Raw genomic sequence first — 12,462 nt, forward strand, 5'->3', positions numbered from 1 at the left:
TTGCAACATCACTTGTGCATCGTTAAGCATGAGGAATTGCAGATGGTGGATAAAGTGCGGCGTAGCGATCGGCTCGGCGACATCCGCCCAGCGCAGACTGTCTGCATCGGTTTGGTTAGGCCAGCTTTCCCAGGCAGGCGTTAACAGCAACAACCAACTGCCTGCACGTAAAGTTCCGGCCAGCGCAGCATAAGCTTCGGCGTGAAAACCGCTGCGCGCATCGAATATTGCGTGCTGGAATTCACGTCCCAGCAAAGTACGTAAAGCAGCGGGCGCGACGGCGTGCGGGAAATCAGCGCTGTCGCTCACCGTTAGCCAGTCGCCTTGCAGCGCGCTGTGCCAACCTGTGGCTTGCTGCTGCGCCCAATCCGCATCACCCGCTATAACGCAAAGGCGGCGAATGCCTGCACGCTGCATCGCCGCCGTTTGTTCATTAAAGGAGATCACTTGCTAGCGAAGGTGTTGCACTGGCCAGGATCGCCGCTATCGAAACCGCGTTTCAGCCAGGTATAACGCTGCTGAGAGGTGCCGTGCGTGAAGCTATCCGGTACCACGCGGCCCTGACCTTTCTGCTGCAGACGGTCGTCACCAATCGCTTCAGCGGCGTTGAGCGCTTCCTGCAAATCGCCCACTTCCAGAATGTTTTGCTGCTGCATGTAATGGCCCCAAACGCCGGCGAAGCAGTCCGCCTGCAGCTCCATTTTCACTGACAACTGGTTCGCCTGCGCCTGGCTCGCGCCCTGCTGCATCTGACGCACTTTCGGCTCAATGCCCAGCAACTTTTGTACGTGATGGCCGACTTCATGGGCGATCACATAGCCTTGCGCAAAATCACCACCGGCACCGAGTTTGGTTTTCATGTCATCGTAGAATGACAAATCGATATACACGGTTTGATCGGCGGGACAGTAAAACGGCCCCATCGCCGATTGGCCGGTACCGCAGTTGGTGCGTGTCGCCCCGCGATACATCACCAGCTTCGGCGGCACGTACTGTTTGTTCATCTGCTGGAACAACTTGCCCCAGGTATCTTCGGTGGTCGCCAGAATCACCGAGGTAAATTTGGCATCTTCGTTACTCTGCGCGCTGTTCACCTGCCGCTGCTGCGAAGTGGGCGCGACATTCCCGCCTCCGCCTTCCAAGAGCGCGGTGAGGTCGTAGCCGTAATAGCCGGCAACGGCCACCACCACCAGCAAGATAAGGCCGCCTTTGCCGCGTGGAATGCGGATTTGTCGTCCACCGCCGCCGCCAAGGCCCGGTGAATCATTGCGTCGATCTTCTACATTGTCGCTTTCACGACGCCCTTGCCAGCGCATGGTCTAACTCCTTTAAACATGTTTGGCATGATTTTAGTTGGCGGCAGCAGGAAGCACCAGTGTTGTCGTTGCAGAACACCGTAGGGTCGGCATTCATGCCGACCTGAACAAGCTATATCGCGGGCATAAAAAAAGGTCGTCATAAATGACGACCCTACGAGAGAGGTGGACGGAATTAGTCCAGCTTGACACCTAAACGGTGTGCAACTTCTTCGTACGCTTCAACCAGGCCGCCGAGGCTCTGACGGAAACGGTCTTTGTCCATTTTGTCCATGGTGTTTTTGTCCCACAGACGTGCGCCATCTGGCGAGAACTCATCGCCCAGCACCACTTCGCCGTTGAACAAACCAAACTCCAGCTTGAAGTCGACCAGGATCAAACCTGCGTCATCAAACAGTTTGCTCAGCACTTCATTGGCTTTGAAGGTCAGCTCTTGCATGCGTGCCAGATTCGCTTTGCTCACCCAGCCGAAGGTTTCGCAGTAGGATTCGTTGACCATCGGGTCGTGTTTGGCGTCATCTTTCAGGAAGAGATCAAACAGCGGTGGATTGAGCACAATGCCCTCTTCCACGCCCAGACGTTTTACCAGCGATCCTGCCGCACGGTTGCGTACCACGCACTCTACCGGCACCATCTCCAGCTTTTTCACCAGCGCTTCGTTATCCGACAGCAGCGCTTCCATCTGGGTCGGAATGCCCGCTTCCTGCAATTTGGTCATGATGAAATGGTTAAACTTGTTGTTTACCATTCCTTTGCGATCAAACTGCTCGATTCGTGCACCGTCTCCTGCTGACGTATCGTTGCGGAATTCAAGTACCAGCAGATCCGGATTATCGGTGCTGTATACGGTTTTCGCTTTACCGCGATACAACTCAGCTCGCTTTTGCATCTTGTTAACTCCAAACATGAAAGAACCCGTGTTCAGCGGTGTTTCACCGCGCGCCGATTGCGTGACGCAATCGTTTACTTCGCCGGGCGCTATTATGCCAAATCCAAAACAAAAAGGCCGGAGAATCTCCGGCCCTTTGGCAATTTATTTCAGCGCGCCTTGAATCACCTGCACCAGCGCGTCGTTCTGCGCCTGGGTTAGCACGTGACCTTTCGGATCGATGAACTGCAGACTGCTGCGGTTATCCAGATCGCCAACCTGCAATTTGTAATCACCGTTTGGTAATTCTGGATCTTTGGCGCCAATCTGATCCCACACGCCGCTGCCCGGCTGTTTGTAGGTCACTTTCAGGCTGCCCTGCGAACGGTTGTCATCAGTGACTTCCATGCCCACGCGTTTCAGCGCCGCTGGCAAACGCTGCCAGGTGACGTTAAACGGTGCGCGCAGAATCAACAGCGGTAATCCAGTGTCATCCGCGCCGCTCTGCACATCAATCTGTCCGGTCGCACGGTTGGCCGCCGCATCCTGGCTGGCAGAATCCACTTTATCCAGACCGATGCTGATGTCGTTCAGCATCTGGCCGGTATAGCGTTGAATCTGTGCCGGAGACGTCACCGCCTGACCAGACTGCTGCAGTTCCAGCAGACGAACGGTTAACACCTGCTGATAGCTCTGATTCTGCACGCTGATCTGATAGCGACCGCGATACTGGTTATCTTCATCAGCACGGTTCCACTGCACCCAATCGGTGGTCAGCTGTTGGCCAGCATCATCACGTTGCGCGATCGGGAACTTGTACGACTGAACCACACCAACCACTTGCGACCAGATCGAACCACGGCTGCTTTCTACTGCCAGCACGCCCGTATTACCGGTGAACTGTGCACGCGTGCCGTTTAACAGCGCCAGCGGCTGGGCTGGCGGACGAATATCCAGCTCTTTGCCAACCGCGCCTTTCGCCACGCTATGCGGAACATCGTAATCACCATTCTGCAACGGCAGAATCATGCCCGCTGGGGCTTTTAAATCGTGCAGCTCAGGCGCCTGCAGGTAAGATTCATCACCGCTGACCTGGCGCTTATAACGCTGATCGTTGGAACACGCTGTTAGCAGCATCAGGGTGGAAAGGCCCACTACCGTTGCCAGCGTCGAGCGCTTAACTGAATAACTCATTGATTCTCCCTAAATTATCGCAGACCCGCTTTAATCAGCGCTTGCGCCGTTTTCGCCTGACCGGCTTCGGTCAGTGGCGTCATTGGCAAACGCAGCGTGTCATCCGCGATTAATCCTAGCTGTTTTGCTGCCCATTTCACCGGGATTGGATTGGGTTCACAGAAAAGCGTCTGGTGCAGATGCATCAGACGCTGATTCAGGCGACGCGCTTCGGCGAATTTGCCCTGTTGCGCCAAGGCACAGAGTTCAACCATTTCACGCGCTGCAATGTTAGCCGTGACCGAAATTACGCCTTTGCCGCCCAGTTGCATGGAGTCCAGCGCCGTCGCGTCATCGCCGCTGACGATGATGAACTCATCATTAACCAGCTCTTGGATCTGTGAGATACGCGATAAGTTCCCGGTGGCTTCTTTTATTCCGATAATATTTTTAATTTCGGCCAGACGCGCGACGGTTTCCGGCAGCATGTCGCAACCGGTACGCGACGGAACGTTATACAGCATCTGCGGCAGATCGGTACTTTCAGCAATGGCTTTAAAGTGCTGGAACAGACCTTCCTGCGTCGGACGGTTGTAATAAGGCGTGACCGTCAAACAGCCCACGACACCGCTGCCGGTAAAGCGTTTGGTCAGAGAGATGCCTTCAGCAGTAGCATTTGCGCCGGTGCCAGCGATAACCGGAATACGGCCATCCGCCAGTTCCAGCGTTTGCATAACCACATCACCGTGCTCGTCATGGCTGAGCGTGGCAGATTCGCCGGTGGTGCCAACAGAAACAATCGCCGCGGTGCCGCTGGCAACATGATAATCAATCAGTTTTTTCAAACTTTCGCGGCAGACATTACCTTTTTCATTCATTGGCGTAATGAGCGCAACAATACTTCCGGTGAACATGGGCTATCCCCTCGACAAACAAGTGCCTCATGTTACGTTTTACATTGAAAGAAAAGCAAGCGAGCCACGCCATTCCCGCGCTTGTCAGCAGTTTTTTTTATGTTTACCTTATAGTTATTAGCGAACGTACAGGAAATGCCATTTTGTCGCAGTCACAGCCTCACCATCTGGTGATCACCGCACTGGGCGTTGATCGTCCGGGTATCGTCAATACCATCACCCGCCACGTCAGCAGCTGCGGCTGTAATATCGAAGACAGCCGTTTGGCGATGCTGGGCGATGAGTTCACCTTTATCATGCTGCTTTCCGGTAGCTGGAACGCGATAACCCTGATTGAATCAACGCTGCCGATGAAAGGGGCCGAGCTGGAACTGCTGATTGTGATGAAGCGCACCAATGCACGCGTCACGCCACCGATGCCCGCTACCGTATGGGTGCAGGTTGAAGTGCCGGATTCACCGCACATCATTGAACGCTTTACCGATTTGTTCGATAAACATCAAATGAACATCGCCGAGCTGGTATCGCGGATTCAACCCGCTCAGGATGACGTTGCGCCCACGCTCTATATCCAAATGACGGCGCACAGCCCGGCCAATCAGTTCAGTGCGCCGATCGAGCAGGCTTTCAATCAGCTGTGCGAAGAACTGCATGCACAAGGCTCAATTCGTCTTTATAGTGTCACCGACGATGCTGACAGCACCGTTTAATCAGGCTCCGGGTTATTTCGCCACACACTCTGCCGCTGCGGCAAACCGTGTTGTGAAATAACCCTGACGGTAAACACCACCTGGCACTTTTGCTCTTGATGGTGTATTACCCACAGCATGTAGAAAAAATGGAGAGTTGTGATGAATCCACTGAAAGCCGGTGATACTGCACCGAAATTTAGCTTGCCCGATCAGGACGGCGAACAAGTAAATTTGGCCGACTTCCAGGGACAGCGCGTTCTGGTCTATTTCTATCCGAAAGCCATGACGCCGGGTTGCACCGTGCAGGCTTGCGGACTGCGCGACAACATGGATGAGTTGAAAAAAATTAGCGTTGAGATTTTGGGTATCAGCACCGATAAGCCAGAAAAACTGTCGCGCTTTGCCGATAAAGAGCTGCTGAACTTCACGCTGTTATCGGATGAAGATCATCAGGTGTGCGAGCAGTTTGGCGTTTGGGGTGAAAAAACCTTTATGGGCAAAACCTATGACGGCATTCACCGCATCAGCTTCCTGATTGATGCCAATGGCAAGGTTGAGAAAGTGTTCGACGATTTCAAAACCTCCAATCACCACGACATTGTGCTGGATTATCTGAAGTCAGCATGATTTAAGCGGGTGCGCAGGTCGCACCCGTTTTCTTTTACTCAGCGCGCGGCTCGTCGAGCGCCGGTGTTTCTGGCCACGCACGCACCACCGCTTTCACCAGCGTCGCCAGCGGAATCGCAAAGAACACGCCCCAGAATCCCCACATCCCGCCGAAAATCACCACCGACAGAATGATCACCAACGGATGCAGGTTGACCGCTTCCGAGAACAGAATCGGTACCAGCACGTTACCATCCAGCGCCTGAATTACCAGATAAATGGCGATCATGGTCCAGAAATCGCTGCCCAATCCCCACTGGAACAGGCCAACGCCAATCACCGGAATGGTCACCACCATTGCGCCGATATAAGGAATCAAGACGGAAATCCCAACCAGCACCGCCAGCAGCAGCGAGTAGTTGAGGCCCAGCAGCAGGAACGCCAGCCAGGTGACAAATCCCACCGCCACCATTTCCAGCACTTTGCCGCGAATATAGTTGGTTATCTGTTGATTCATCTCTTGCCACACCACGCCCGCCAAACCGCGATTGCGCGGCAGCACGCGACGTACCGCATTCAGCATCTGCTCTTTATCTTTCAGCAGGAAGAACACCATCAGTGGCACCAGCACCAGATAGATCATCAGCGTCATCAAACCCACCAGCGACGCCAGCGAATACTTCACCAGCGATTCGCCCAGGCCGGTGAGACGGCTGCGCAGGTTCTCGACGATGATATCGATGATGCCGGCATCGACCAGCGCCGGATAACGCTTCGGCAGCCCAGCAGCAAACACATAGAGCTTGTTCAGCATGTTGGGCAGATCACGCGTCAGGTTGATGCCCTGCTGCCACGCCACCGGCGCGACAATCAGCACCATCACCAGCAAGATGCCGGCAAACACAACCAGCACCGCGCTGGTTGCCCAGGTTCGGCTACAGCCAACGCGCTGCAAGCGCACCGTTGGCCACTCCAGCAGATAAGCCAGCACTAACGCCACCAGCAGCGGAGCCAGCAAACCGCTGAGGAAGAACAGAATGCAAAACGCCGCCAGCAGAATCACCAGCAGCCCGATGGCCTGCGGATCGCTGAAGCGGCGTTTGTACCATTGATAAAGCAGAACGAGCATTAAAACATCCTTGATACTAAAAATGTGGTCGCCATGAATGGCGACCCTACAAAAAACTTAGTGTGTAATGCTACTGACCAACGCATCCTGGCCGGAGATCATCACGCAGTTGCGTCCGGCATTTTTCGCCTGATAGAGCGCGGCATCGGCTTGCTTGAGACTCTGCTCCTGCGAACCACTTTCCGGCTGCCAGTCGGCAATGCCCACCGACAGCGTGACATTGCCGACTTGATCGATCCAGTTTTCCGCAATGCTGATGCGCACACGCTCAGCCAGAATGCGCGCATCTTCAACCGAGGTTGCAGGCAGCAGCATCAGGAACTCTTCCCCGCCGTTACGGCACACCACATCGGTTTGACGTGCGCTGCCGCGTAAGGTTCGCGCCACATGTTTAATGACTTCATCACCGACGTCATGACCAAAGGTATCGTTGACGCGTTTGAAGTGATCGATATCCAGCGCCAGCACCGAGAAGGGTTGACGCATGGTGGCGAAGTAGTCGAGCACCGCGCTCAGGCCACGGCGGTTAAGTAGATTGGTCATCGGATCGCTCTGCACTTCCGATTTAAGACGACCAATTTTGTCCTGTACTAAACCAATGCCGGTGAGCAGCGCGCGTTTGACCTGCGCCGCTTCAAAATACCAGGCGCGAATGCCGCCAATCTCGCTCGACACGCCTTGTGAATCCATCTGGCTGGCTTTACGCGCCAGCTGCCACAGCGGCAGCGCAATCAGTCGCGCCAGAATCACCGCCACCAGTAAGGTCAGCAGCGCAAACGGCACCGAGTTTTTCAATACTTTCAGCAGTAAACCGGTGAGCGGCGCCAGCGTGACATCGGTGGGTTTCAGCGCCACCACCATCCAGCCGGTGGTCGGCACAATGGCGTAACCGGCCAGCTTAGGCACGTTCTCTTCTGTCAGTTGCACTTCACCGTTGCTTTTCTCTTCGCGCTGGCGATCGCTGACGATGCCCGGCACGCTTTTACCAATCAGCTGGCTGTTCTGGTGATACAGCACCTGATTATTGCGATCCAGCACGTAAACGTGGGTGCCATCGCGATAGAACTGCTCGCCGAGCAGCGCGTTGAGGATGCTTTTCTTCTTCAGGTAAATGGTGCCGCCGACGTAGCCAAGGTAGCGTCCGTCTTTGCTCCAGATCGGCCAGGAGACAAACACAATCAGGTTATTGGCGGCCGAGATGCTGGGTTTGCTGACCATCGGCTGACGCTGCGCCAGCGCTTCACGCGAAGCCTGGCTGGTCAGCTGCATGCCTTTCAGCATTAGGGATTCGGGCGAAATGGCTTTCACGATGCCGTTGCTGTCCACAACTGCCACCGAGTTGAAACTGTTGGTTTGCTCTCGCAGGCGATTCACTTCCTGCTGCGACAAATCGGCATTATCAAAATCATTGCCCAGTTGCGTCGCGCTATAGTGCAGCTGCGACTGAGCCAGCTGAAAGAAGACCTCGGTGGTCGCCGCCAGTTTGGTAGCGTAGGCGCGATTAGCTTCGAGGGTGCTTTCGATCAGGACCATACGTTGCACGCGCCAGGTGGCGTACAAGGTGTTGGCGAGCGTGATGACGATGCTGGTGATCGCCAGTAGCGCGATCAGCGTTCGCAGGTCAGTTTTTGGCCGCAGGCGCATTAGCATGGCGCGCCGGCCTTAGTGGATAGATTCATCAATATGTGTGCCTGACAGTCTTGTTATTGTTGGATGCACTTGCCCTGGTGAGCTAACGGGCGATTGTACACCCACAACGCAAATTGAGCACGAAGCATCCTGTCAGCCACACAGATTTCTTTCTCTGCGCTGGCGCTAATCGATCAAACCGTTGGCGTCGTAAAACGGCCACGGACCGGGATAATCGCCGATAGCACATAAATGCGTGCTCATGCCCTGCTGTGCGTGCCAGCGATGCAGCAAGAAGCCAGGCGGCTCCAGCACAAAATTGGCTGGGCCATTTTCCGCAAGATCAAACGCCACCTGATGCGAAACGCCCGGCGCCACACAGGCCAGCGTACCGGCAAAACGCGCCTGCACCGAGCGATGCAGATGGCCGCTCAGCACGCGTTCCACCTGCGGATGACGCTGGATAATCGCCGCCAGCGCCGCCGGATTGCGCAGCGGTTGGTTATCCATATGTTCTATGCCGCAGAGAAACGGCGGATGATGCAGCATCACCAGCGTCGGCAACTGCGGCTGGCGCTGCAACTGCTCATCAAGCCAGTGCAATTGCGCTTCATCCACATAGCCCCACGGCTGCTGCGGCACGCTGGAATCGAGCGCCAGCAGTTGCACCCCTTTCACCTGCATCTGCCAGTTCAGGGTTTCGCCGTGCTGCAGATAGTGATGATCCGGAAACGCCGCTCGCAGCGCCTGACGATCGTCGTGGTTGCCTGGCATCAGCAGAAACGGTATTTGCAAATGACGCAGCGCCTGCTTCAACGTTTGATACTCTTCAGCCATGCCGAAATCGACCAGGTCGCCGGTGATCACCACTATGTCCGGGCGCGGCGTAAGGCGGTTTAGCGTCTCGATGGCCCGCAGCAGCGCGGCTTGGGTGTCGACTTTTTTGTAGGACAAACGGCCGTTGGCCTTGATGTGTAAATCGCTGATTTGTGCGATTAGCGTCATTGCTTCAGACACGAATTTTTTCCTTTGGATATTCAATGCCAGTCGGTCGCCATTAATGGCGACCCTACGGCGGCACATAGATTTATGGCGACCGGGCCAATTATGAAAACTGCAGCGCAGCGTCCTGCGCCAGCGTCCAGCTCACCGCTTGTCCGGCATGCCAGGCTTCGCGCGCGTGGCGATCCACCTGAATCGGCGTGGCCAGTCCGATATCGATCATCAGCCGCTGCGACGCGCCCAAAAAGGTGCTGGCAACAATAAAGCCCTGGCGCTGATAGCGATCATCGCTGGCCAGCAGCACATCTTCCGGACGGCAGAAACGCTGCGCATTGCCGCGCGTATCCACATCCACGCAGTTAATCGCGCCAACAAAATCGGCGACAAATTTTGATGCCGGATGCTGATAGATGTTCTGCGGCGTATCGATTTGCACCAAACGTCCCTGCTCCATCACCGCAATACGGTCGCCGAGCGCCATCGCTTCCTGCTGATCGTGCGTCACGTAAACGGCGGTGATTGCCAGCTTCTTCAGCAGCGCGCCGATCTCCAGACGCAGACGATCGCGCAGGCGCGCATCCAATGCCGCCAGCGGCTCATCAAACAGCAGCACTTTAGGCCGCGCGGCTAATGCACGCGCCAGCGCCACACGCTGCTTCTGCCCGCCGGAGAGTTTGTCGATGCTGCGCTGCGCCAGCGCGGTGAGATCCACCAGCGCCAGCATCTCCTGCACGCGCGCTTCGCGTTCGGCACGCGCCACGCCCTGCACTTTCAGGCCATACGCCACGTTCTCGGCCACATTGAGATTCGGGAACAGCGCGTAGTTCTGGAACACCATACCGACGTTGCGTTTTTCAATCGGCAACGCGGTAACGTTCCGATCGTCAAACCACACTTCGCCGCCGACGTCGCAGCTCTCCAGCCCACTGATAATGCGCAGCGTGGTGGTTTTGCCACAGCCAGACGGACCCAGCAGCACCACCGTTTCGCCGGGATGAACGGTGAGATCGAGCGGTTGCAGCGCCTGATGATGATTAAAGTGACGTGCGCAGCCGCGCAGCGTCACGGTAACGGCCGCAGGATTCATGCTGCCTCCTTGTGTTGGCGCGAAACCGCGCGGTTAAGCCAGTGATTCACGGCATTAAGCATCAGCAGCAGCGGCAGAATCATCAGAATGAAAATCAGCGTGTAGGCGGAGCCCACTTCCAGCCGCATCGAGGCGTAGCTGTCGGCAAGACCAACCGGCAAGGTTTTAGTCAGCGGCGTGTGCAGCATCCAGGTGATGTTGAATTCGCCCACCGATAGCGTGATCACCATAAAAGCACCGGCCAGAATGCCGTTGCGGCAGTTCGGCACCACCACGGTAAAGAAGCGCTGCCACAAGCTAGCACCAAGGCTGGCCGAGGCTTCTTCGAGGCGCGGCATATCCACCGCCTGCATCACCGCCAGCACCGGCCGCATCATAAACGGCAGGGTAAACAGCACGTGACCAATCAGGATAAACAGCCAGCTTTCGCGCAGGCCGGAAAACTGGCCGTAGAGCAGAATGATACCGAGCGCGGTCGCCAGACCGGGCAGCGCCACCGGCAGCATCAAACACTCTTCAATACGTGCCGCCCAGCGGCCCGGCGCTTTCAACAATCCCCACGCGGCGGGAACGCCAATCACCAGCGTGAGCAACAGGCAGAACAGCGCGATCAGCAGCGACAGCCAGAAGGTATCAGCGTACATCTGCCACACTTGCTCCACCCACTTCAGCGTGAAGCCGCTGCGCAGGCCGATAAAATAGTTATTGGTGACGCCCGCCAGCATCGACAGCACCACCGGCACGATCATAAACAGCGCGGTGATGGCGGTGATCAGCAGTTGCAGGCTAAACAGTCCACGACGTTTCATGATTGCGCTTCCTTAGCCTGCGCCAGACGGCGCGCCAGCATCAGCGCCAGCCAGGCGAATCCGCCCATCAATACTGATAGCGCGGCGGCGGTGGCAAAGTTGGCGTAGTTGGTGAACTCGCCGTAAATGGTTAGCGGCAGCACCGCTAAATCGGTGCCGAGCGTAAAGGCGGTGCCAAAGGCGCCCATGCTGGTAGCGAAGCACAGCGCGCCGGTAGAGAGCAGCGCCGGTTGCAGGCCGGGCACAATCACATCCCAGGTGATGCGCCACTGGCTGGCACCAAGCGAACGCGCCGCTTCTTCCAGCGAGCGATCAAGTTTTTCACTGGCCGCCACCAGCGTGACGATGGCGCGCGGCAGCGAGAAATAGAGGTAACCGATAAACAGCCCCGCCAGCGAATAGGCCAGCGTCCAGCGCTCATGCACCAGGCTCATGCTGATTTGCGCCAGCAATCCCTGACGTCCGGCCAGCATCACCACCAGAAAACCCACCACCACACCGGGAAACGCGAGCGGGAAAGTCAGCAACGCCAGCAAGGTGCCGCGCCCGGTAAAGCGCTGGCGCGCCAGAAAGCAGCCGACGATAGCGGCAATCAGTAGCGTCACCAGCGTAACCGCCAGCGACAGCAGCACGGTGTTCAGCAGGCTCAGCAGATAGTGCGGCTGGGTGATCACCGTCCAGTAACCGCTGTGCTGGGTGCTGCGATCGTCCTGCATGCCGATTTGCAGCAAACGGGCAAACGGCAGCAGCCAGAAAGCGCAGAAGAACAGCAGCGCGGGCAGCGTCAGCCACAGCCAGCGGCTGCCCGGTTGCGTACGAATCTGACGGCGCGAGGCCGCCAGGGTGTCAGCCATCGACATTAACGAATCTCGCTCAGGTATTTCGCCGAGAAGGCTTTCTGCGCATCGGCCATCTGCTGATAGTTCACGGTTTGCGCACGCGCATAATCGCTGTCTGGCAGGAAGAATTTCTTGGCCTCTGCTGACATCGCCGAGGTGCGCACCGGACGCAGGAAGGCATTGGCCCAAATCGCCTGCCCTTTATCCGACAACACGTAGTCGATCACTTTCTTGCCGTTGTCTGCGTGCGGCGCGTTCTTCACCAGGCTGATGACGTACGGCACCGTAACCGTGCCCTCTTTCGGAATCACAAAGGCGACATTGGCGTGATCTTTATATTTGGCGCGATAGGCGTTGAAGTCGTAGTCGAGCAGGATGGGAATCTCACCGGAGATCAG

The 12,462-nt window shown here is 56.5% G+C and carries 14 protein-coding genes; 2 read left to right on the forward strand and 12 right to left on the reverse strand.

Translation table 11 applies throughout. From position 1 onward, the window contains the following. The 5 genes from RTY00_RS00820 to dapA form a co-directional block, all read right to left on the reverse strand. Positions 1-417 (reverse strand): tRNA(Met) cytidine acetyltransferase TmcA domain-containing protein (locus tag RTY00_RS00820; RefSeq protein WP_312663116.1); only part of this gene is annotated, 417 nt, incomplete at its 3' end. Positions 418-443: 26 nt separating this feature from the next. Continuing rightward, the gene (locus tag RTY00_RS00825) at positions 444-1,316 is read right to left on the reverse strand and encodes a neutral zinc metallopeptidase (RefSeq protein WP_312663117.1); all 873 of its coding nucleotides are present in this window, start codon (positions 1,314-1,316) and stop codon (positions 444-446) included. Between the two features lie 175 nt (positions 1,317-1,491). Further along, on the reverse strand, positions 1,492-2,205 hold the full coding sequence (gene purC, locus RTY00_RS00830) for a phosphoribosylaminoimidazolesuccinocarboxamide synthase (protein ID WP_061718438.1): 714 nt from the start codon (positions 2,203-2,205) through the stop codon (positions 1,492-1,494). A gap of 144 nt (positions 2,206-2,349) precedes the next feature. Then, positions 2,350-3,378 (reverse strand): outer membrane protein assembly factor BamC, encoded by a 1,029-nt coding sequence (gene bamC / locus RTY00_RS00835; protein WP_312663118.1) that lies wholly within the window; start codon positions 3,376-3,378, stop codon positions 2,350-2,352. A 14-nt stretch (positions 3,379-3,392) separates the two neighbouring features. Further along, positions 3,393-4,271: a 4-hydroxy-tetrahydrodipicolinate synthase gene (gene dapA / locus RTY00_RS00840; RefSeq protein ID WP_007884824.1), complete on the reverse strand. Its 879-nt coding sequence runs from the start codon at positions 4,269-4,271 to the stop codon at positions 3,393-3,395. A gap of 143 nt (positions 4,272-4,414) precedes the next feature. On the opposite strand from dapA, the gene RTY00_RS00845 reads away from it, so the two are divergent. After that, a complete protein-coding gene (locus RTY00_RS00845) occupies positions 4,415-4,981 on the forward strand; it encodes a glycine cleavage system transcriptional repressor (protein WP_036649519.1) in 567 nt (188 codons plus the stop codon). Between the two features lie 141 nt (positions 4,982-5,122). Then, positions 5,123-5,590, forward strand: coding sequence for a thioredoxin-dependent thiol peroxidase (bcp, locus tag RTY00_RS00850; protein WP_008108351.1), 468 nt, complete (start codon positions 5,123-5,125; stop codon positions 5,588-5,590). A gap of 34 nt (positions 5,591-5,624) precedes the next feature. Here the strand turns inward: bcp and RTY00_RS00855 are convergent, their stop codons facing one another. From RTY00_RS00855 to RTY00_RS00885, 7 genes are all read right to left on the reverse strand, one after another. Beyond that, positions 5,625-6,698 (reverse strand): AI-2E family transporter, encoded by a 1,074-nt coding sequence (locus RTY00_RS00855; protein ID WP_008108349.1) that lies wholly within the window; start codon positions 6,696-6,698, stop codon positions 5,625-5,627. A 57-nt stretch (positions 6,699-6,755) separates the two neighbouring features. Next, positions 6,756-8,348: a sensor domain-containing diguanylate cyclase gene (locus RTY00_RS00860; protein ID WP_312663120.1), complete on the reverse strand. Its 1,593-nt coding sequence runs from the start codon at positions 8,346-8,348 to the stop codon at positions 6,756-6,758. Between the two features lie 165 nt (positions 8,349-8,513). Beyond that, complete coding sequence (locus tag RTY00_RS00865; RefSeq protein ID WP_409519108.1) at positions 8,514-9,332, reverse strand: phosphodiesterase; 819 nt, start codon at positions 9,330-9,332, stop codon at positions 8,514-8,516. A 100-nt stretch (positions 9,333-9,432) separates the two neighbouring features. Further along, complete coding sequence (locus RTY00_RS00870) at positions 9,433-10,416, reverse strand: ABC transporter ATP-binding protein (protein WP_312663122.1); 984 nt, start codon at positions 10,414-10,416, stop codon at positions 9,433-9,435. Next, positions 10,413-11,225, reverse strand: a complete 813-nt coding sequence (locus RTY00_RS00875; protein WP_312663123.1) for an ABC transporter permease subunit — start codon at positions 11,223-11,225, stop codon at positions 10,413-10,415. Before RTY00_RS00875 ends, RTY00_RS00870 begins: the two co-directional genes overlap by 4 nt. Beyond that, complete coding sequence (locus RTY00_RS00880; protein WP_312663124.1) at positions 11,222-12,085, reverse strand: ABC transporter permease; 864 nt, start codon at positions 12,083-12,085, stop codon at positions 11,222-11,224. The genes RTY00_RS00875 and RTY00_RS00880 overlap by 4 nt, the downstream gene beginning before the upstream one ends. Next, a partial coding sequence (locus tag RTY00_RS00885; RefSeq protein ID WP_312663125.1) for an ABC transporter substrate-binding protein occupies positions 12,085-12,462 on the reverse strand: 378 nt, incomplete at its 5' end. The genes RTY00_RS00880 and RTY00_RS00885, both read right to left, overlap by 1 nt.

The organism is Pantoea sp. CTOTU49201 (assembly GCF_032054795.1).
GTDB lineage: Bacteria > Pseudomonadota > Gammaproteobacteria > Enterobacterales > Enterobacteriaceae > Pantoea > Pantoea symbiotica.